Below are 18,895 nucleotides of genomic sequence, written 5' to 3' on the forward strand. Positions count from 1 at the left end.
GATCTCCAGCTGCTCGACATCGAGATGATTGAGCTGTCGAACGGGGTGAAGGCGATCCTCTATCCCAATGACGCCGAAGTCTCGAAGATCATGGTCAAGGTCCGCTTCGGTAACGGCTATCAGGCGTTTCCGGCGGACAAGCCCTCGCTGGTCTGGGCGGGCCAATCGGCACTGGTGGCGAGCGGCATCGGCGAGATCGGCCAGGAAGGGCTCGACCGGCTGACCAATGGCCGCCGCATCGGTTTCGGCTTCGACGTCGAGAACGACGCGTTCTCGTTCTCCGCCGACACCCGCCGCGCCGATCTGGAGGACCAGCTCAAGCTGTTCGCGACCAAGCTGGCCGCGCCGCGCTGGGATGCGAACCCCGTCCGCCGCGCCAAGGCGGGGACGGAGCTTGCCTATCGCAGCTTCTCGATGTCGCCGCAGACCGTGCTGGAACGCGATCTCAACTATCTCACCCGCGACCGCGATCCGCGCTGGAAGGTGCCGGGGCCGGAAGAAGCCGCGCAGCTGACCCCCGAGGCGTTCCGTGCGACCTGGGAACCGCTGTTGCAACAGGGGCCGATCGAGGTGCTGCTGTTCGGCGATTTCGACCGGGCAGAGGCGATTGCCGCGCTGGAAAAGACCTTTGGTGCCCTGCCGCCACGCCAGCCGGTGCCGGTGGTGGCGGGCCCCTCGACGGTGCGCTTCCCGGCCCCGAACAGCGAGCCGGTGGTTGTGCGGCACGAGGGCGCGCCCGATCAGGCGGCGGCGTTCATCGGCTGGCCGACCGGTGGCGGGCTCGAGGGCGTGCAGGAAAGCCGCCAGCTCGAGATCCTGACCGCGATCTTCAACAGCCGTCTGTTCGACCAGTTGAGGGCCCAAGCCGGCGCGAGCTATGCACCTCAGGTGGTCAACAACTGGCCGATCGCGTTCGACCAGGGCGGCTATATCGGCGTGATCGGGCAACTTGCGCCGGAAAATGTCGCCAAGTTCTTCGAGATCGCCAATACCATCGCGGCGGATCTTGCGGCAAAGCCGGTGGATGCGGACGAGCTGGCTCGTGCGACCGAGCCGCTGCGGCAGCTCGTCTCGCGCGCCAGCACGGGCAACAATTTCTGGCTCAACCAGCTGCAGGGCGCCACGCGCGATCCGCGCCGGATTTCGGCGCTGCGCACGATCCTGCCCGATTACACGGTGACCACGCCTGAAAAGATGCAGGCGCTTGCCGCCAAATATCTGCTACGCGACAAGGCCTGGTCGTTCGTGGTGCTGCCCGAGGAGGCACCTGCCCCCTCGGGTCGGTGATGCGGCCGATCAGCTCGTCGGCATCTCGTCGGGCCCGCGGCCGGGCTCGACGATATCCGGGCCGACCGGATCGATCTCGGGCGGCTGCTGCACCGGGTCTTCCATCGGCGGCTCGTTGACCGGCAGTTCGGGCGGGCTCTGCGGCTCGATTCGGTCGGGGGCGGGGATCTTGGGGTCGTCGGGACGTGTGGCCATGAAAAGGCTCCTTTCGTTCGACCTACGCGCCGCCGGTACAGCGGTTGCGGGCGAGACATCGCGCGGGATGCGCCCCCTTGCCCTTTGCGGCAACCTTCTTTAGACGCGCACGCTTGATTACCGCGACGCGGGCGTGGCGAAACTGGTAGACGCGCCAGATTTAGGTTCTGGTATCGAAAGATGTGGGGGTTCAAGTCCCTTCGCCCGCACCATCGCATGGATGGCCGGGAAAGGGTGGGATTGCCCTTTCTTATTATGGAAAGACAAGAGTTTAAGCCGATGCAGATTGTCGAGACGCTGAACGAGGGCCTGAAGCGGGCCTATACCATCACCATCCCCGCCAAGGATCTGGACGCCCGGGTCGATGCGGAGGTGAAGAAGATCGCGCCGCAGGTGCGCATGCCCGGTTTCCGCCCTGGCAAGGTGCCCGCCAACCTGATTCGCAAGATGCACGGCGAATCGATTCACGCCGACGCGCTCAACGCCACGATCCAGGAAAGCGTCGACAAGGCGATCCGCGACAACAATCTGCGCCCCGCCATCCAGCCCTCAGTCGACCTGAACGAGGACTATGCCGCCGGCAAGGATGCCGAGGTCAAGGTCTCGCTCGAAGTGCTGCCCCAGGTTCCCACCCCGGCGATCGATTCGATCACGCTCGAGCGCCTGACGGTCGAGCCCGCCGAGGAAGCCGTGACCGAGGCGCTGCAGCGCATCGCCGACGGCCAGAAGAGCTATGACACCGCGCCCAAGAGCTACAAGGCCAAGGAAGGCGACCAGGTCGTCATCGACTTCGAAGGCAAGGTCGATGGCGTGCCGTTCGAAGGCGGCAAGGGCGAAGGCATGGCCGTGGTCATCGGTTCGGGCCAGCTCATCCCCGGTTTCGAGGACCAGCTCGTCGGCCTGAAGGCCAATGACGAAGCCGTGATCAACGTGACCTTCCCGGAAAATTACGGTGCCAAGGATCTCGCGGGCAAGGCCGCGACCTTCGACATCGTCGTCGGCGAGGTGAAGAAGCCGGGCGAGACCAAGCTCGACGACGATTTCGCCAAGTCGCTGGGCCTCGAAAGTCTCGAGCAGCTGACCGGCCTGATCAAGGGCCAGCTCGAGCAGGAACTGAACGGCCTGACCCGCACGCACATGAAGCGCCGCCTGCTCGACCAGCTGGCCGCCAATCATGACTTCGAGGTTCCACCCTCGATGGTCGAAGCCGAGTTCAACCAGATCTGGGCGCAGCTCGAACAGGAAGCCGCACAGGAAGAGGATGTCGAGGCTGCTCGCGCCGAGATGGAAAAGGACCGCGACGAATATCACGCGATCGCGGTGCGCCGCGTGCGTCTTGGCCTGCTGCTCTCCGAGATCGGCCAGGCCAATGGCGTCGAAGTGTCGGCGCAGGAAATGAACATGCTGATCGCGCAGGCCGCGCAGCAGTATCGCCAGGAAGACCGCCAGCGCTTCGCGGAATATATCCGCAACACGCCGATGGCCGCTGCCCAGCTGCGCGCGCCGCTTTATGAGGACAAGGTCGTCGACTTCCTGTTCGACAAGGCGACGATCACCGACCGCAAGGTCACCCGCGAGGAGCTGGAAGCGGCGATCGAGGCGGACGAGGACGGCCATGTCCATGGTCCCGATTGCGGCCATGACCACAGCCACGACGAAAAGCCCAAGGCCAAGAAGGCCGCGCCCAAAAAGGCTGCGGTGAAGAAGGACGCGGAAGCCGAAGCCGCTCCGGCTGAGGCGGCTGACGAAGCCAAGCCCGCCAAAAAGGCTCCGGCGAAGAAGGCCGCTGCCAAGAAGGAAGAGGCTCCCGCCGAAACCGCCGAGGCCGCCGAAAAGCCTGCCAAGAAGGCCCCGGCGAAAAAGGCCGCTGCCAAGAAGGCCTGATCCTTCCGCGCTACGAACACAGAAAAGCCCCCGCGAGCCCGTCTCGCGGGGGTTTTTTCATGTCCGCCGCCAGCGCCGGTCGGCCAGGATCGCGCGCGCGGCATTGTGCCCCGGCGCACCGGTGACGCCGCCGCCCGGATGCGTGCCCGATCCGCACATGTACAGGCCCTTCAAGGGCCCGCGATAATCGGCATGGCCCAGCACCGGCCGCGCCGCCCAGAGCTGGTCGAGGCTCATACGTCCGTGGAAGATATCGCCGCCGACCAGCCCGAATTTGCGCTCCAGGCCTTTCGGGCTGAGTATCTGCCGCCCCAGGATCGAAGCGCGAAAGCCGGGCGCGTGCGCCTCCACGGTGCCGATGATCGTGTCCGCCGCCGCAGCTTCCTGCTCTTCCGTCCAGGCGAGCGCGGGATCGAACTGCTGGCAGAACAGGCTCGCGACATGATGTCCCGCCGGCGCGAGGCTGTCGTCGACTTGGGAGGGAATCAGCATCTCGACAATCGGTTCGCGCGACCATCCGTGCGCCTTGGCGTCGGTGAACGCCCGGTCCATGTAATCGAGGCTGGGTGCGATCACGATCCCCGCACGCAGATGCTCGCCCGCTCCGGGCAGGCTGGCAAAGTTGGGCAACCGATCAAGCGCGACATTCATGCGGAAGCTGCCTGACCCGGTGGCATAGCCGCGCATCCGCCGCGCGAAATCGTCAGGCAGCGCGGCTTCGGGCACCAGCCGCCCATAGAGCAGTTTCGGCCCGACATTGGCGATGATCCGGCTGCTCCACATCTCCTCGCCGCTCGCCAGTCGCACCCCGACCGCGCGTCCGCCCTCGACCAGCACCTGATCGACCGGGCTGTTCAGGCGGATGTCCACGCCCTGTTCAGCGCACGCCTCGGCCATCATCCGGGTGATGCTGCCCATGCCGCCGACGACATGCCCCCAGCTGCCCTTGTTCCCGTTCACCTCGCCGAAGACATGGTGGAGCAGCACATAGGCAGAGCCCGGCGTATCCGGGCTGGCATAGTTGCCGACCACCGCGTCGAAGCCGAACGCGGCTTGCACCGGCGCGCTCTCGAACCATTGGTTCAGGAACTCGCGCGCCGACTTTGTGAACAGCTCGAGCACGTCGCGCTGCACGTCGCGCGACAGCCGCGAGAGCAGCCGCCCGGTGGTCAGCGCCTCGACCAGACCGGCGATGCCGCTGCCGATATTGGGCGGCGGCCGCAGCGCCAGGTTGCGCAGCACATCGGCCACCCGGTCGAGCATCGCGTAATAGCCCGGCAGCGCCTCGGCATCGCGCTTCGAGAAGCGCGCGAACTCGGCCTGCGTCCGCTCGAGCCCCCCGCCCAGGATCAGATGGTCGCCTTGGGGCAGCGGCAGGAAATTGGAAACGGGCCGCTCGATGACGCGATAGCCGCGCTGCACCAGCCCCATGTCCGCGATGACGCGCGGCTGCAGCAGGCTGACGGTATAGCTCGCCACCGAATTGCGGAAACCGGGATGGAACTCCTCGGTCACCGCCGCGCCGCCGACGACGCCCCGCGCCTCGACGATGCGCACGTTCATGCCCGAACGCGCGAGATAGAAGGCGCAGGTCAGTCCGTTATGCCCGCCCCCGATGATGATCGCATCCGGCTGTGTGTCGCTCTTCGCCATGGATTGAAGGCCTAGCCCAGCCTTGCGCCCTCGCCAACCGCGTACGGCCCCAAGAAATCGCTGGCGTGGGCTTGCGGATATTGATAGCGGTTCGCAAAACCATGCTTCTTGACCAGCTTCCCACCGGCCAGCGCGCGGAGATTGCCGCGATCGACTGGAGCATCCTGCCCCCAGACGAGGGCAAGCGGCTGCGCGCGCTCGGCGTCGACGAAGGCGCGATGGTCTCGATCCGCCGGCGCGGCATCTTTTTCGGCCGCGATCCGATCGCGCTCGATATCGGGCGGATGACCGTGGCGATCCGCCGCGTCCATGCCCGCGCGATCACGCTGCGCGAACCGGAGCCTATCGCATGACCCGCCATCAGCCGCTGATCGCGCTGGTCGGCAACCCCAATGCCGGCAAGAGCGCGCTGTTCAACGCGCTAACCGGGGCGCGGCAGAAGATCGCCAACTATCCCGGCGTCACCGTCGAGCGCAAATCGGGCCGCTTCGCCTTTGCCGATGGCCGCCCTGCCGAGCTGATCGACCTGCCCGGCAGCTACAGCCTCGACCCCACCAGCCCCGACGAGGCGGTGACCCGCAACGTGGTGATGGGTGCCCAAGCGGGCGAGCGCCAGCCCGATGCGCTGGTGATCGTGCTCGATTCGGCCAATCTCGATCAGCATCTGGTCTTCGCGCTCGAACTGCTGCAGCTTGGCTTGCCGACCGTCATCGCGCTCAACATGGTCGATCTCGCCGAACGCGACGGGCTCACGCTCGATGCGGCGCGGCTCGCGGCGGATCTGGGCGTGCCGGTCATCCCTACCGTCGCGGTGCGCAGGCGTGGCCTGACCGATCTTGCCGCCGCGCTCGATGCGGTGATCCTGGCGAAACAGGTGCCGCACGCGCCGCTGGGTGAGCCCGATATGCGCGCGCGGCGCCGCCGGGCCGAGCATATCGCGACTGCCGCGATCGTCAGCCAGACGCAGAGCCGCCGCTGGACCGACCGCGCCGATGCCGTGCTGCTCCACCCCTTTGCCGGCCCGCTGATCCTGTTCGCGCTGCTGTTCGTGATCTTCCAGGCGGTGTTCAGCTGGGCATCGCCCTTTGCCGATGCGCTCGAGGTGGGCGCGGGCGCGCTGAGCGAACTGGCCACGGCGGTCATTCCCGAAGGCTTTTTCCGCTCGCTGGTCGTCGATGGCGCGATCGCGGGCGTCGGCGCGGTCGTCGTCTTCCTGCCGCAGATCGTCATCCTGTTCTTCTTCATCCTGATGATGGAGGCGACCGGATATATGGCGCGCGCCGCGTTCATCATGGACCGGCTGATGGCGAGCGTCGGCCTGTCGGGCCGCTCGTTCATCCCGCTGCTCTCCAGCTTTGCCTGCGCGATTCCCGGCATCATGGCGACGCGCAGCATCTCGGACGAGAAGGACCGGCTCACCACCATCCTGATCGCGCCGCTGATGACCTGCTCGGCGCGGCTGCCCGTCTACACCGTGATCATCGCCGCGTTCATTCCCCAGATCGCGGTCGGCCCCGGCATCGGGCTGCAGGGCCTGGTGCTGTTCGGCCTCTATGTCTTCGGCATCATCGGCGCGATGGTGGTCGCGCTCGTCCTGCGCTCGACCGTCGCCAAGGGCGGGGCGAGCGGCTTCCTGATGGAGATGCCCAAATACCAGATGCCGCGCCTGGCCGATCTCGCGCTCGGCCTGTGGCAGCGCGCCTGGCTGTTCCTGCGCCGCGCGGGCACGATCATCTTTGCGGTCACCATCGGCCTGTGGCTGTTGCTCAGCTTTCCGCAGGTGCCGCCGGGCAGCAGCATGAGCCAGTCCGAATATTCCGCCGCCGGACGCATCGCCGGCGTGCTCGAACCCGTGGTCGCGCCGATCGGCTTTTCGCGCGACATCGCGCTGGCGCTGATCCCCGCGATGGCGGCCCGCGAGGTCGCGGTCTCGGCGCTCGCCACCACCTATGCGATCGACGCGACCGACGAAGATGAACAGGCCCAGGCGCTGGGTGAGCGGCTCGCCGGGCGCTGGTCGCTGCCGACCGCGCTCGCCTTTCTCGCCTGGTTCGTGTTCGCGCCGCAATGCATCTCGACCATCGCGGTCACCCGGCGCGAGACCAATGGCTGGAAATGGCCGATGTTCATGGTCGGCTACCTCTTTGGCCTGGCCTGGATCGCGGCTGGCATCACGTTCTGGACTGCGACGGCATTCGGTCTATAGACGCGTCATCGCGCCATCGGCATAGTGCCGGGCAACACTCATCACAGCATCAAAATCCTGAGGAAAGCATATGTCGGGCAGCGTCAACAAGGTCATCCTGATCGGCAATCTGGGGGCCGATCCCGAGGTCCGCAGCTTCGCCAATGGCGGCAAGGTCGCCAATCTCCGCCTCGCCACCACCGAGAGCTGGAAGGACCGCAATACCGGCGAGAAGCAGGAGCGCACCGACTGGCACACTGTCGCGGTGTTCGGCGATGGCCTGGCGGGCGTGGCCGAGCGCTTCCTGCGCAAGGGCAGCAAGATCTATGTCGAAGGCCAGTTGCGCACCCGCAAGTGGCAGGACCAGCAAGGCAATGACCGCTACACAACCGAAGTGGTGCTGCAGGGCCCCGGCGCGGTGCTGACCATGCTCGACAGCGCGCAGGGCCGTGGCGGCGGTGGCGGCGGAATGGGCGGCGGCGGCGGCGATTATGGCGGCGGCTCGCGGGGCGGCTCTTCGGGCGGAAGCTCGGGCAGCTCGCGCGGCTTCAACGACGGCGGCTCGTCGAGCGGCTGGGGCGGCGGCGGCTTCGACGACGATCTCAACGACGACGTGCCGTTCTGATCGGTCGCTGACGGCGGGTCGGTGCGATGACGGACAGGGCCGAGGCGCTCAAGGCGCTGCTGATCCGAAACTTCGATACCGTTCCGCTCGAGCATCGTACCCGCACCGCAAGCGTCGATTTCCGCCATGCGCGGGTCACCGAGGGGACGGCGGCGAGCAAATTGGGCGCGGCGGTGCTGGTCGTGGCACCGGGCAAGATCGCCTGTCCCTATCATCTGCACCATGCCCAGGAAGAGATGTTCGTCATCCTCGAAGGCAGCGGTACGCTGAGGGTGGCGGGCGAGCACGTTCCCATTGGTGCTGGCGATGTCATCACCGTGCCGCCGGGGCCGGATTACCCGCGCCAGATCATCAACACGTCAGACGCGCCGCTCAAATATCTCGCGATCAGTACGCAGGACGACCCGGAAATCTACGAATATCCCGATTCGGGAAAGTTCATGGCCGAAGCTGGCTTGTTTCGGGAGCATCCCTTCGAGGTAATCCAGCGCAGCCGCGAAAGCCTGGACTATTGGGATGGCGAGCCCTGAAATCAAACAACCGGACACGAGGCCAACATGCGCTTTACCATTTACCACAACCCCAAATGCGGCACCTCGCGCAACGTGTTGGCTGCGATCCGCGAGGCGGGGCATGAGCCTGAGGTCATCGAATATCTGAAGACTCCGCCCTCGCGCGAGACGCTGCAAAGCCTGATCGAACGTGCGGGCGAGGGCGCACGCGGCCTGCTGCGCGCCAAGGAGCCGCTGGTGAAGGAACTCGGCCTCGACGGGGCCGATGTCACCGATGCGGCGATCATCGACGCGATGATGGCGCACCCGATCCTGATCAACCGCCCGATCGTGGTGACCGACAGCGCGGTGAAGCTCTGCCGCCCCAGCGAGACGGTGCAGGAACTGCTCTGACACGAAACCCCGGCGCAGCGATCGCCACGCCGGGTTCGGGAGTGTTCGCTTGCAGCCCGATCAGCCCAGATAGTCGTGCAGCACGCGGCCATAAGGCAGCGTCATGTCGGTGACGAGGTGCAAGCCCCCGACATGCTCGAGCACCGGCAGGTCGGCGAGCGGGCAGTTGACCGAATCGACCAGCTCGACCCGCGCCCGGCCGGTCCAGGCACCTTTCACCACGATATTCTCGAAATTGATGCCGACGAGCTGCGCGATGGCAGGCGTACCGTCGATGTCCGGGATCAGCTTCAGCGTCACCTGTGTGCGCCCCAGCAGCGATTCGATCTCGGCGAGATCGGTCGGCCCCCCATGCTTGTAGACCATGGTGCCATGCGCGACGGCCTGGCCCGAATAGGTCAGCTCACCGGTCAATGTGTCGCCCACGGTCTTGAGCTTCGCGATGCCGTATTTCATCGGATAGCCCCAGATCTCGCGGCCCCCGGCGAGCGGCGGGCAGTTGTCGACGTACATCTGGGTCAGGAAATTGCACTTCTCGCCGTTGAAGGTGCACGGGATCACCTGCGCCACCGCCGAATAGGCCCCGAAGCCCTCGCCATCGGGCAGGTCGAGCCACTGGACCGAGACAATATCGCCATCGGGCTCGAGCGGTTCGGGCAGCATCTTGCGGATCTTCGCCGGATCGGTGCGATAGCTGACGATCATGTACTGGCGTTCGAAGAACTTGTACGGGCCCACCGGGTAAGTGGGGCTTTGCAGCGGCATCGAGCTGAGTTTCAGCACATCCTGCTTTTTCATGACTGCGTCCTCCCTCAGCCCGCGGCGTCTTTGATGTAATCGAACAGCACCCGGCCGTGCGGCAGGGTGAGGTCGCTGACGAAATGCTTGCCGCCAACGATGCGCAGGATCGGCAGGTCCGCGACCGGCGCGTTGACATGCGGGATCAGCTGCAGCCGCGCGGGGCTGACCCAGCAGCCCTTCACCGTGATATTCTCCAGATTGTACGCGACGAGCTGGCAGATCTTGGGGCTGCCATCGACATCGGGGATGATCTTGAGATTGCACGAAGTCTTGGTCATCGACTTGGCCTGCGCCTCGCAGCCCCCGGGCGCTTCCTGCCACTTGTACGCCATCGTGCCCATCGCCACGGTCTGGCCGGCATAGCTCAGCGTACCGGTCAGCGTGTCCGATGCGACCACCAGCTTGGGCAGTGCATATTTCTTGGGAAAGCCCCAGATCTCGCGCCCGCCGTCGATCGGCGGCTGGTCGTCGAGATACATCTGCGCGGTATAGTTGATCGGCTCGCCGTTGAAGGTGCAGGGGATGACGATGCCGCTTTCGGTATAATCGCCGAAGCCCGAGCTGTCGGGCATCTTGATCCATTCGTACAGCACGAGATTTTCCTCGTTCGGGACCAGCGGCTCGGGCACCGCGGCGCGCAGCGCGACCGGATCGGTCTCGTAGGTGACGATCATGAATTCGCGGTTGATGAAGCGATACGGCCCCAGCGGATAGCTGGGCGCGGCCGCCGGCATCGAAGGCAGTTTCAGGATTTCTTCAGGCGTCATGGCAGGACAGCCCCTTTTTGGTGGAGATCAGAGGAAGAAGGATTTGATATCCGTCGATGATGTCACCCCGACATCGTCGAAGTGATTTTCCAGCCACTGGCTGGCACAGGCGCGACCCACATCTCTCAGTTTCTGCATGAACGACCAGTCCGGGTTCAGCTTGCTGGTGACCCCCAGGCTTTCCATGAACACCTCGTCCTGGATCGAATGGATCAGCATCCGCCGGTGCTTGTCGTCGTTGAGCTGGCCGTCGTCGATCAGGTGCGTGACGAAGGCGATCGCGCGCATCTCGCGCATCAGGCTGGAATTGAAGCTGATCTCGTTGATGCGGTTGAGGATGTCCTTGGCTGTCTTCGGCACTTCCTCGCGGTTGAGCGGGTTGATGTGCACGATCACCACGTCGCTGGTCTGGCTGCCATAGATCAGCGGGAAGATCGCCGGATTGCCCATGTACCCGCCGTCCCAATAGGCCTCGCCATCGATCTCGATGGTCTGGAACATGAAGGGCAGGCAGCCCGAGGCGAGCACCTGATCGGGGCCGATCTCGTGATTCTCGAACATCCGCACCTTGCCCGTGCGGACATTGGTGGCCGAGAGGAACAGCTTGATCGGGCAGCCTTCGCGCAGCACGTCGAAATCGACGCTGCTTTCGAGCACCTGGCGCAACGGATTGAAATTGAACGGGTTGAGCTCATAGGGCGACATGACCCGCGAAAGGATGTCCATGAACACGAACGCAGGGCTGAAATCGAGGCTGTGATTGCCCAGCGCCTTGTCGATCCAGCTCGGCTGGAGCGGGCCCTTCGCGCCCTCGTCGCTGATCTTCTTCCAGAATTTGGCGAGCTCCTCGCGCGCGCCTTCCGCGCCGCCGATGGTCAGGCCATAACCGAGCACGGTGGCGTTCATCGCACCTGCGCTGGTCGCGCTCACCGCATCGAAATGGAGCCGCCCGTCCTCGAGCAGCTTGTCGAGCACGCCCCAGGCAAAGGCGCCATGCGCGCCTCCACCCTGCAAGGCCAGATTGACCGGCTTGCTGTTCGCCGCTGCAACATATCTGTCACTTTTCGGTTTCGCATCCGCAGCATAAGCCGCCGACGACGGACCAGCCTTGGCCATCGTAGTTCCCCCAGAAACAGTCGCGAAACCCGAGTTTTTCCGTTGGAACCTAGGGGTAACTCACGTTAGACGAGTCGGCAAGAGTGATTCGCTGCAACTGCGAACATCGCCCGGGCCGCGTCGTGCAACCGCATTGAAATTGAAGAGGATCTTTTATGCTCAAGGGTTTGAATGCCATCGTCACCGGCTCGACCAGCGGGATCGGCCTGGGCATCGCGAACGTTCTGGCGTCCAAGGGCGCGAATCTGGTCATCACCGGTTTCGGCGATGCCGACGCGATCGAGAAGGAGCGCGCCGGCCTGGCCGAGAAATACGGCGTCGAGGTCGTCTACAGCAATGCCGACATGTCGAAGCCCGATGACGTGCGCGCGATGGTCGAATTGTGCGTCGAGAAGCTCGGCTCGGTCGACATTCTCGTCAACAATGCCGGCATCCAGCACACCGCATCGGTCGAGGAATTCCCGGAAGAAAAGTGGCACCAGGTGATCGCGATCAACCTGTCGGGAATCTTCTTCGCCATCCAGGCCGCGCTGCCGCACATGAAGAAGAAGGGCTTTGGCCGCATCATCAATATCGGATCGGTGCACGGCCTGATCGCCAGCAAGCACAAGGCGGCTTACGTTGCCGCCAAGCACGGCGTGGTCGGCCTTTCCAAGGTGGTCGCGCTCGAAAACGCTGGCACCGGCATCACCAGCAACACAATCTGCCCCGGCTGGGTCCATACCCCGCTGGTGCAGAAGCAGATCGAGGCGATGGCCGAGGAACAGGGCATCAGCGTCGAGGCCGCGACCGAAAAGCTGCTGATCGAAAAGCAGCCGAGCAAGCAGTTCGCCACCCCCGAACAGATGGGCGAACTCGCCGCCTTCCTCTCGAGCGAAGCCGCCGCGCAGATCACCGGCACCGCGATTCCCGTGGACGGCGGCTGGACCGCGCAATGATGCGATGATGGCGGTGGGGCCTCCGCTTTGGAGGTTCCGCTGCTGGTCACCCCACCGGCGCCCGTCTGCGATAGCTCAGCGCCTCCGCGACATGCACCCGGCTCACCGTCTCCGCGCCGCTGAGGTCTGCGATCGTGCGGGCGACTCTCAGCACCCTCGTATAGCCGCGCGCGGACAGGCGCATCGCTTCGGCGGCGCGGGCGAGGAGTTGGCGCGCGGGTTCGTCGGGGGTGGCGAAGCGCTCCAGCGCCTCGCCGTCGATCTCGGCATTGGTGCGGGCCTTGATATTGGCATAGCGTTGGGTCTGGAGCGCGCGGGCGGCGGCGACCCTTGCCGCGACCTCTTGCGATCCTTCGGCGGGCGGGGGCAGGGTCAGGTCGGCGGCGGTGACGGCCTCGACCTCGACATGCAGGTCGATCCGGTCGAGCAGCGGGCCGGAGACCTTGGCCTGATAGTCCGCCGCGCATCTCGGTGCGCGCGAGCAGCCGAGCGCGGGGTCGCCCAGATGCCCGCAGCGGCACGGGTTCATCGCCGCGATCATCTGCACCCGCGCCGGAAAGGTGACATGCGCATTGGCGCGCGCGACGCTGACCTCGCCGGTCTCGAGCGGCTGGCGCAGCGAATCGAGCACGGTGCGCTGGAATTCGGGCAGCTCGTCGAGGAACAGCACGCCCAGATGCGCCATCGAGACCTCGCCGGGGCGCACCTTCAGCCCGCCGCCGACGAGCGCGGCCATGGAGGCGCTGTGATGGGGGCTGCGAAAGGGCCGCGCACGGCTGATGCGGCCATCGACCAGCGTGCCCGCGACGCTCGCCACCATCGACACCTCGAGCGCTTCCTGGGGGGTGAGCGGCGGCAAGATGCCCGGCAGGCACGAGGCCATCAGCGACTTGCCCGCGCCCGGCGGGCCGACCATCACCATGTTATGCCCCCCGGCCGCGGCGATCTCGAGCGCGCGCTTGGCGGTTTCCTGCCCCTTGACCTGGCGCAGGTCCGGCCCGGGCGCGGGCTCTTCGGCCACGCCCGGTTTTGGCGGGCTGAGGCGGCCATTGCCTTTCAGATGGTTGAGCAATGTGAGCAGGTCGGGCGCGGCGATCACGTCGATGCCGCCCGCCCAGGCGGCCTCCGCGCCCTGCGCCGCCGGGCAGATCAGCCCCTTGCCGGTCGCCGAGGCGTGCAGCGCGGCGAGCAGCACGCCGGGCGAGGCAGCGATGCGCCCGTCGAGCGCGAGTTCGCCCACCGCGACATATTCGCCGACCAGCTCGGCATCGATGATCCCCATCGCCGCGAGCAGCGCGAGCGCGATCGGCAGGTCGTAATGCGACCCTTCCTTGGGCAGGTCCGCCGGCGAGAGGTTCACGGTGATGCGCTTAGGGGGAAGCGACAGGCCGAGCGAGGCGATCGCGGCGCGCACCCGCTCGCGGCTTTCGCCCACCGCCTTGTCGGGCAGGCCGACCACCGCGATGCCCTTCTGCATGCCGGGCGCGATCTGCACCTGCGCCTCGACGCTGCGCGCTTCCAGCCCCAGATAGGCCACGGTCTGGACAATGGCGACCATCAGCGCCCCCCTTTTGTTCCAGCGAGAGCCTGACGCGCCGAGGTTAAGGAGTCGAGCGGAATCGGCAGAATCGCGTCATTCCGGAGGCAATTCCACCCGCTCGGGCAAGGGAAAGAGCGTCAGGAACCGCGCGATCAGCGCCGGATCGCCCTCGGCGCGGAGCAGCCCCTCACCTGCCAGCACGTCGAGCGGCACCCCGCCATAGACCGCGCCGGCGAGCGCGTGCGGAGTCCCGGTAAAGACGAGGTCGCAGCCTTGCGCCGCGCCGCGCGCGATCGCGATGCCGCTGGCGTCAAGCTGGCCGACATAGGTCATGTCGCCGAAGACGAAGCCCACCCGAATGGCAAGATCCCCCACCCGCGCGCGGTCGATCATGGTGCGGAAGGATAGCATCACCGAAACCCCGCTGATCGGCAGTGTCGGGTCGTGCCAGGGCGATCGCGCCGCCCAGCGACCGAGCATCTGCACCAAAGGTTCGGCGTCGTACCCCCAATCGGTCAGCTCATAGACCTGCGCGGAGGCGGGCGGCGGCAGGCGGCGGCGGACGAGCAGGTGCTTTTCCTCCAGCCCCTCGAGCCTTTGGGTCAGCACATTGGCGCTGATGCCGGGAAGATCGGCGCGCAGCTCGCTGAACCGGCGCGGCCCGAGCATCAGCTCGCGCATCACCAGCAGTGCCCAGCGTTCGCCGATCAGCTCCAGCGCATGCGCGGTGCCGCACGCATCGTCATACAGCCTTTTGGGCAATGTTACTCCCTTTGAGGTTATAAATAATAACTAAGCAGTTGCTTTTTGTAACACGGGTAGTCACGCTCGGCAACGAAAGCCCCGAGTCGCAGAAACAGGCGGCCGGGCCAAGCGAGGATGTGCCGGATGAGCGAGACAGCCCCCAAGATCGCGCCCTGTCTGTGGTTCGATGGCGCGGCAGAAGAGGCCGCACGTTTTTACACCGGGCTCCTCCCCGACAGCCGGATCGAGCGCGTGGTGCGCGCGCCGTCTGGCAACCCTTCGACAGCTGAAGGCGCGGTGATCCTCGTCGAGTTCACGCTGGCCGGCCAGGCGTGGGTCGCGCTCAACGGCGGGCCGGGCAAGCCGCATGGCGATGCGATCTCGTTCCAGATCTATACCGACGACCAGGCCGAGACCGATCGGCTCTGGGACGCCATCGTCACCGAGGGCGGCGCGGAAATCGCCTGCAGCTGGTGCCACGACCGCTGGGGCGTGCGCTGGCAGATCGTGCCGCGGCGGATGATGGAACTGCTCTCCGACCCCGATCCGGCGCGCGCCAAGGCGGCGTTCGATGCGATGTCGGCGATGGTGAAGATCGATATCGCCGCGATCGAGGCCGCCGCCGACGCTGCCTGAAAACTGCTTTCCCTTCTGCGACAAGGAGCAACACCCATGACCTATATCGACGGTTTCGTCATTCCCTGCCCCGAGGCCAATCGGGACAGGTTCATCGAGCATGCGCGCCAGGGCGATGCGGTGTTCATGGAGCTGGGCGCGCTGCGCATCGTCGAATGCTGGGGCGATGATATCCCTGACGGCCATACCACCGACTTCCGCCGCGCGGTGAAAGCAGAAGACGGCGAGGCGGTGCTGTTCAGCTGGATCGAATGGCCCGACAAGGCGACGCGCGATGCCGCGATGGCGAAGATGCGCGAGATGATGGAAGACCCCTCCAAGGTCGATCCGCGCATGGACCCGGCGAAGAACCCGATGCCCTTCGACGGCAGGCGGCTGATCTTCGGCGGCTTTGTCCCCGTTGTCGAACTGACCGCCTGAAGGGAGCGAGAGCATGACCAACCGACAGGGCGAATTCGTCTGGTACGAACTGATGACCCGCGATGTCGATGGGGCGATGGCCTTTTACGGCGCGCTGCTGGGCTGGACCTATGGCGATTCGCAGCAGCCCGATATCGACTATCGCACCATCCGCGCTGGGAACGAGGACATCGGCGGCATCCTCGCGCTGAGCCCGGACATGCTCGCTGGCGGCGCGCAGCCCGCCTGGCTGGGCTATGTCGCGGTCGACGATATCGATGCCTCGCTCGCCAGCCTGCGCTCGCTTGGCGGTACGGTGCATATGGGGCCGCGCGACCTGCCCGCCACCGGGCGCCTTGCCATGGTCGCCGATCCGCAGGGCGTTCCCTTCTACCTGATGCAGGACCAGTCGGGTCAAACGTCGCGCGCCTATGTCTGCAATGGCGGCAAGCCCGGCCACTGCGCATGGAACGAGCTCACCACCACCGATCAGGCGGGGGCCATGGCCTTCTATTCCACGCTGTTCGGTTGGGTGAAGGAAGGCGAGATGGATATGGGGCCGATGGGGGCATATGAGTTCCTGCGCCATGGCGAGCTGATCGGGGCGATGATGACCAAGCCTGACGACATGCCGCATCCCGGCTGGGCGCATTACTTCTATGTCGAGGATATCGACGCCGCCGCGCGCACCATCCCGGTCCGCCAGGGCGAAATCCTGTTCGGCCCGTCAGAGATTCCGGGCGGCGACTATATCATCACCGGGCGCGATCCGCAGGGCGCGGTCTTCTCGCTGGTCGGGCCCAGAAAGGCTGCGCAATGACGCTGCAGCTCTTCGCGCATCCCTTCTCGTCCTATTGCCAGAAGGTGCTGATCGCGCTGTACGAGAACGACACGCCGTTCGAGTTCCGCATGCTCGGCCCCGATCAGCCGGAGAACCAGGCCGAATTGCGCCGCCTCTGGCCGGTCGGCAAGTTTCCGGTGCTGCGCGATGGCGCGCAGACGGTGATCGAAGCGAGCACGATCATCGAGCATCTGCAGATCGCGCATCCCGGCCCCGCGCCGATGATCCCCGCCGATGCGGCAGCAGCGATCGAGGTGCGGATGCTCGACCGGATCATCGACAATTACGTGATGAGTCCGCAGCAGAAGACGGTGTTCGATGCGCTCAGGCCCGAAGACCAGCGCGATCCTGCCGGGCTCGCCGATGCCAGGGCGATGCTCGATACCATCTATGGCTGGCTGGACGCGCACATGCAGGACCGCGTCTGGGCGGCGGGAGACGCGTTCACGCTGGCCGATTGCGGCGCGGCCCCCGCGCTCTTCTATGCCGACTGGTCGCACCCCATTCCCGAGCATTTCGCCGCCCTCAAAGGTTATCGCGCCCGGCTGATCGCACGACCATCCTTTGCCCGCTGTATCGAGGAGGCGCGCCCCTATCGCGGTTTCTTCCCGCTCGGCGCACCGAACCGCGATTGAATGGCAGGAGACAAGACCATGACCGAAGCCACAGACGAACCCGGTTACCCCCTTCGTGTTACCCGGCACATTGCCGCGCCGCCGGAACGGGTCTGGCAGGTGATGACCGGACAGCTGGAAGATTACTGGTGCCCGCGCCCCTGGCGGACCGAGATCGTCGAGATCGACTGGCGGTCGGGCGGGCGGATGGCGACGATCATGCGCGGTCCCGATGGCGAGAGCCACGAAGGCGATGGCGTGCTGCTCGAGGTGACGCCGGGCAAGCGCATCGTCTTCACCGATGCGTTCCGCGCTGGCTGGATTCCGCAGGCCGCGTTCATGGTCGGCTGCCTGGAGATCGCGCCCGAGGGCGAGGGCACGCATTACACCGCCACCACCTGGCACTGGACGAAAGAGGCGTGCGAGCAGCACAGGACCATGGGGTTCGAAACAGGCTGGGCGACCATGGCGGACCAGCTGGCCGAGCTGGCCGAGGCGCGCTAACCAATTTGAGGCGGCCCAAGCTCTTGTAGAAAATGAATTTTCTTGAGAGCAGGGCGAGCAGGTAAGCCCGGCTTAACGGTCTACCCTGACCATGTTTCGCAACTCTCCGGCAAATCGGCAGGCGCATCGGTGGAGCATCATCCACCCCCGTCCGATGCCCGCTCATGCCGCTGCCGCGTTTCCTGCCCGCCATTGCCCTGTTCGGTCTCTTGCTGTGCCCCGATCGCATCGAGGCGCGCGAGATCACCCTCGGCGGCGCGGCGCTGGCGCTCGACACCACCGCGATCGCCTGGCACGAGGAGCTCAGCTGGACCGAAATTGCGGTCCCGGAGACCGAGGCGCAGGCGAAACCCGCGCTCGCCAGTTTCGGCCCGTTCCGCGTGACCGATCCGCGCAGCGCGGACATGATCGGCGTGGTCGATTCGCGCACGCCGGGCCAGTTCGCCGCCATGCTGAAAGCCTATCCGGGCATCGTAACATTGCGCATGATCGAATGCCCGGGATCCGACGATGACGAGGCCAATCTGCGCCTTGCGCGGATGGTGCGGCATGCCGGCATCGAAACTCTGGTCCCCGCCGGTGGTTCGGTGCGTTCGGGCGCGGTCGAGCTGTTCCTGGCGGGTGTGCGCCGCCGCGCCGATTCGCGCGCAGAGTTCGCCGTTCACAGCTGGCGCGACGACCTGGGCCGCGAGGCCGGCGATCTGCCCGAGAGCGATCCCGTACATCGCGAGTATATTGATTTTTACCGTGAAATGGGGATGAGCGACGATAGCGCCCGGCGATTTTACGCGCTGACCAATAGCGTATCGTTCGATGATGCGGTTTATCTTGCGCCGTTACAGATGGCGGCCATGGGTTTGCTCGATCTGTTGTAAAGACTTCAAATCCCCCAAAAACTGCGGTGAATTTCCAGATAATTGCGCTGAACGCATGTTGCATTTGCTAAGCAGCTGTGGAATATGGCGATCGCTAGCAGCATGTCTGAAGGGACAATCCTATGAAACTTGCAAAGACCGCACTGGCTGCGCTTGCTCTGACCGCAATGGTCGGCGCTCCGGTTCTGGCACAGGCTGCGACCTCCGCAGCTCGCGCCAGCGCTTCGGGCGAAGAGAGCGACGCAGAAGGCAGCACCGGCATCATCATTGGTGTCGTGGCAGCCGCCGCCGTGATCGGTGGCATCATCGTCATCGCCGATGACGATGAGCCCAACAGCCCCTGATAGCCGCAAGGCAATCAGGTACTGATTCGGGAAAGGGCGGTC

The 18,895-nt window shown here is 65.5% G+C and carries 22 protein-coding genes and 1 tRNA gene; 16 read left to right on the forward strand and 7 right to left on the reverse strand.

Going from position 1 to position 18,895, the window contains the following annotated elements; genetic code table 11:
- Positions 1-1,287, forward strand: a 1,287-nt coding sequence (locus AX735_RS09060) for an insulinase family protein (RefSeq protein ID WP_202189542.1), incomplete at its 5' end; no start/stop codon positions are given.
- 9 nt (positions 1,288-1,296) lie between these two features.
- On the opposite strand, the gene AX735_RS09065 is transcribed toward AX735_RS09060, so the two are convergent.
- Positions 1,297-1,482 carry a hypothetical protein gene (locus tag AX735_RS09065; protein ID WP_066278843.1) on the reverse strand — a complete coding sequence of 62 codons (186 nt, stop codon included), beginning with the start codon at positions 1,480-1,482 and terminating at the stop codon, positions 1,297-1,299.
- Positions 1,483-1,609: 127 nt separating this feature from the next.
- Between AX735_RS09065 and AX735_RS09070 the strand changes: the two genes are divergently transcribed.
- Positions 1,610-1,694 (forward strand) — tRNA-Leu (locus AX735_RS09070).
- A 67-nt stretch (positions 1,695-1,761) separates the two neighbouring features.
- Positions 1,762-3,366 carry a trigger factor gene (tig, locus tag AX735_RS09075; RefSeq protein WP_066278844.1) on the forward strand — a complete coding sequence of 535 codons (1,605 nt, stop codon included), beginning with the start codon at positions 1,762-1,764 and terminating at the stop codon, positions 3,364-3,366.
- A 57-nt stretch (positions 3,367-3,423) separates the two neighbouring features.
- On the opposite strand, the gene AX735_RS09080 is transcribed toward tig, so the two are convergent.
- Positions 3,424-5,019: a phytoene desaturase family protein gene (locus tag AX735_RS09080; protein WP_066278849.1), complete on the reverse strand. Its 1,596-nt coding sequence runs from the start codon at positions 5,017-5,019 to the stop codon at positions 3,424-3,426.
- 101 nt (positions 5,020-5,120) lie between these two features.
- On the opposite strand from AX735_RS09080, the gene AX735_RS09085 reads away from it, so the two are divergent.
- The 5 genes from AX735_RS09085 to arsC all read left to right on the forward strand — a co-directional run bounded on the left by AX735_RS09085 (position 5,121) and on the right by arsC (position 8,734).
- Complete coding sequence (locus AX735_RS09085; RefSeq protein ID WP_066278852.1) at positions 5,121-5,372, forward strand: FeoA family protein; 252 nt, start codon at positions 5,121-5,123, stop codon at positions 5,370-5,372.
- The gene (feoB, locus tag AX735_RS09090) at positions 5,369-7,225 is read left to right on the forward strand and encodes a ferrous iron transporter B (protein ID WP_066278858.1); all 1,857 of its coding nucleotides are present in this window, start codon (positions 5,369-5,371) and stop codon (positions 7,223-7,225) included. Before AX735_RS09085 ends, feoB begins: the two co-directional genes overlap by 4 nt.
- Before the next feature lie 70 nt (positions 7,226-7,295).
- Positions 7,296-7,829, forward strand: coding sequence for a single-stranded DNA-binding protein (gene ssb / locus AX735_RS09095; RefSeq protein WP_066278861.1), 534 nt, complete (start codon positions 7,296-7,298; stop codon positions 7,827-7,829).
- A 26-nt stretch (positions 7,830-7,855) separates the two neighbouring features.
- Positions 7,856-8,359, forward strand: a complete 504-nt coding sequence (locus AX735_RS09100; protein ID WP_066278866.1) for a cupin domain-containing protein — start codon at positions 7,856-7,858, stop codon at positions 8,357-8,359.
- A 27-nt stretch (positions 8,360-8,386) separates the two neighbouring features.
- The gene (gene arsC, locus AX735_RS09105; protein WP_066278872.1) at positions 8,387-8,734 is read left to right on the forward strand and encodes an arsenate reductase (glutaredoxin); all 348 of its coding nucleotides are present in this window, start codon (positions 8,387-8,389) and stop codon (positions 8,732-8,734) included.
- A 60-nt stretch (positions 8,735-8,794) separates the two neighbouring features.
- On the opposite strand, the gene AX735_RS09110 is transcribed toward arsC, so the two are convergent.
- Genes AX735_RS09110 through AX735_RS09120 form a run of 3 tightly spaced genes read right to left on the reverse strand, consistent with a single transcriptional unit; the run spans position 8,795 to position 11,418 of the window.
- The gene (locus tag AX735_RS09110; RefSeq protein WP_066278877.1) at positions 8,795-9,532 is read right to left on the reverse strand and encodes an acetoacetate decarboxylase; all 738 of its coding nucleotides are present in this window, start codon (positions 9,530-9,532) and stop codon (positions 8,795-8,797) included.
- Positions 9,533-9,546: 14 nt separating this feature from the next.
- Entirely contained in the window at positions 9,547-10,302 is a 756-nt protein-coding gene (locus AX735_RS09115; RefSeq protein ID WP_023838102.1) for an acetoacetate decarboxylase, read from the reverse strand.
- A gap of 27 nt (positions 10,303-10,329) precedes the next feature.
- Entirely contained in the window at positions 10,330-11,418 is a 1,089-nt protein-coding gene (locus tag AX735_RS09120; RefSeq protein ID WP_082751018.1) for a patatin-like phospholipase family protein, read from the reverse strand.
- Positions 11,419-11,573: 155 nt separating this feature from the next.
- Here AX735_RS09120 and AX735_RS09125 point away from each other — a divergent pair, with 155 nt between their 5' ends.
- Positions 11,574-12,356, forward strand: a complete 783-nt coding sequence (locus AX735_RS09125) for a 3-hydroxybutyrate dehydrogenase (protein ID WP_066278880.1) — start codon at positions 11,574-11,576, stop codon at positions 12,354-12,356.
- Positions 12,357-12,402: 46 nt separating this feature from the next.
- Here AX735_RS09125 and AX735_RS09130 read toward each other — a convergent pair whose 3' ends face one another.
- The gene (locus AX735_RS09130; RefSeq protein WP_066278882.1) at positions 12,403-13,914 is read right to left on the reverse strand and encodes a YifB family Mg chelatase-like AAA ATPase; all 1,512 of its coding nucleotides are present in this window, start codon (positions 13,912-13,914) and stop codon (positions 12,403-12,405) included.
- A 75-nt stretch (positions 13,915-13,989) separates the two neighbouring features.
- Positions 13,990-14,658 carry a winged helix-turn-helix transcriptional regulator gene (locus AX735_RS09135; protein ID WP_231750074.1) on the reverse strand — a complete coding sequence of 223 codons (669 nt, stop codon included), beginning with the start codon at positions 14,656-14,658 and terminating at the stop codon, positions 13,990-13,992.
- A gap of 126 nt (positions 14,659-14,784) precedes the next feature.
- On the opposite strand from AX735_RS09135, the gene AX735_RS09140 reads away from it, so the two are divergent.
- From AX735_RS09140 to AX735_RS09170, 7 genes are all read left to right on the forward strand, one after another.
- Positions 14,785-15,276: a VOC family protein gene (locus AX735_RS09140; protein WP_066278890.1), complete on the forward strand. Its 492-nt coding sequence runs from the start codon at positions 14,785-14,787 to the stop codon at positions 15,274-15,276.
- Between the two features lie 36 nt (positions 15,277-15,312).
- Entirely contained in the window at positions 15,313-15,696 is a 384-nt protein-coding gene (locus tag AX735_RS09145) for a DUF1428 domain-containing protein (RefSeq protein ID WP_066278892.1), read from the forward strand.
- 13 nt (positions 15,697-15,709) lie between these two features.
- On the forward strand, positions 15,710-16,495 hold the full coding sequence (locus AX735_RS09150; protein ID WP_066278896.1) for a VOC family protein: 786 nt from the start codon (positions 15,710-15,712) through the stop codon (positions 16,493-16,495).
- Positions 16,492-17,151, forward strand: a complete 660-nt coding sequence (locus AX735_RS09155; RefSeq protein ID WP_066278898.1) for a glutathione S-transferase family protein — start codon at positions 16,492-16,494, stop codon at positions 17,149-17,151. The genes AX735_RS09150 and AX735_RS09155 overlap by 4 nt, the downstream gene beginning before the upstream one ends.
- A gap of 18 nt (positions 17,152-17,169) precedes the next feature.
- Positions 17,170-17,634 (forward strand): SRPBCC domain-containing protein, encoded by a 465-nt coding sequence (locus AX735_RS09160; protein WP_066278934.1) that lies wholly within the window; start codon positions 17,170-17,172, stop codon positions 17,632-17,634.
- Between the two features lie 164 nt (positions 17,635-17,798).
- Positions 17,799-18,509, forward strand: coding sequence for a hypothetical protein (locus tag AX735_RS09165; protein WP_066278900.1), 711 nt, complete (start codon positions 17,799-17,801; stop codon positions 18,507-18,509).
- A 122-nt stretch (positions 18,510-18,631) separates the two neighbouring features.
- Positions 18,632-18,853 (forward strand): hypothetical protein, encoded by a 222-nt coding sequence (locus AX735_RS09170; protein WP_060977389.1) that lies wholly within the window; start codon positions 18,632-18,634, stop codon positions 18,851-18,853.
- Positions 18,854-18,895 lie beyond the last annotated feature (42 nt).

Origin of the sequence: Blastomonas sp. CCH1-A6 (assembly GCF_001556365.1) — a bacterium.
Lineage (GTDB): Bacteria > Pseudomonadota > Alphaproteobacteria > Sphingomonadales > Sphingomonadaceae > Blastomonas > Blastomonas ursincola.

Coding starts and splice junctions, on each gene's coding strand:
- AX735_RS09065 (WP_066278843.1), bottom strand. CDS start 1,482: ATGGCCACACGTCCCGACGACCCCAAGATCCCCGCCCCCGACCGAATC.
- tig (WP_066278844.1), top strand. CDS start 1,762: ATGCAGATTGTCGAGACGCTGAACGAGGGCCTGAAGCGGGCCTATACC.
- AX735_RS09080 (WP_066278849.1), bottom strand. CDS start 5,019: ATGGCGAAGAGCGACACACAGCCGGATGCGATCATCATCGGGGGCGGG.
- AX735_RS09085 (WP_066278852.1), top strand. CDS start 5,121: ATGCTTCTTGACCAGCTTCCCACCGGCCAGCGCGCGGAGATTGCCGCG.
- feoB (WP_066278858.1), top strand. CDS start 5,369: ATGACCCGCCATCAGCCGCTGATCGCGCTGGTCGGCAACCCCAATGCC.
- ssb (WP_066278861.1), top strand. CDS start 7,296: ATGTCGGGCAGCGTCAACAAGGTCATCCTGATCGGCAATCTGGGGGCC.
- AX735_RS09100 (WP_066278866.1), top strand. CDS start 7,856: ATGACGGACAGGGCCGAGGCGCTCAAGGCGCTGCTGATCCGAAACTTC.
- arsC (WP_066278872.1), top strand. CDS start 8,387: ATGCGCTTTACCATTTACCACAACCCCAAATGCGGCACCTCGCGCAAC.
- AX735_RS09110 (WP_066278877.1), bottom strand. CDS start 9,532: ATGAAAAAGCAGGATGTGCTGAAACTCAGCTCGATGCCGCTGCAAAGC.
- AX735_RS09115 (WP_023838102.1), bottom strand. CDS start 10,302: ATGACGCCTGAAGAAATCCTGAAACTGCCTTCGATGCCGGCGGCCGCG.
- AX735_RS09120 (WP_082751018.1), bottom strand. CDS start 11,418: ATGGCCAAGGCTGGTCCGTCGTCGGCGGCTTATGCTGCGGATGCGAAA.
- AX735_RS09125 (WP_066278880.1), top strand. CDS start 11,574: ATGCTCAAGGGTTTGAATGCCATCGTCACCGGCTCGACCAGCGGGATC.
- AX735_RS09130 (WP_066278882.1), bottom strand. CDS start 13,914: ATGGTCGCCATTGTCCAGACCGTGGCCTATCTGGGGCTGGAAGCGCGC.
- AX735_RS09140 (WP_066278890.1), top strand. CDS start 14,785: ATGAGCGAGACAGCCCCCAAGATCGCGCCCTGTCTGTGGTTCGATGGC.
- AX735_RS09145 (WP_066278892.1), top strand. CDS start 15,313: ATGACCTATATCGACGGTTTCGTCATTCCCTGCCCCGAGGCCAATCGG.
- AX735_RS09150 (WP_066278896.1), top strand. CDS start 15,710: ATGACCAACCGACAGGGCGAATTCGTCTGGTACGAACTGATGACCCGC.
- AX735_RS09155 (WP_066278898.1), top strand. CDS start 16,492: ATGACGCTGCAGCTCTTCGCGCATCCCTTCTCGTCCTATTGCCAGAAG.
- AX735_RS09160 (WP_066278934.1), top strand. CDS start 17,170: ATGACCGAAGCCACAGACGAACCCGGTTACCCCCTTCGTGTTACCCGG.
- AX735_RS09165 (WP_066278900.1), top strand. CDS start 17,799: ATGCCGCTGCCGCGTTTCCTGCCCGCCATTGCCCTGTTCGGTCTCTTG.
- AX735_RS09170 (WP_060977389.1), top strand. CDS start 18,632: ATGAAACTTGCAAAGACCGCACTGGCTGCGCTTGCTCTGACCGCAATG.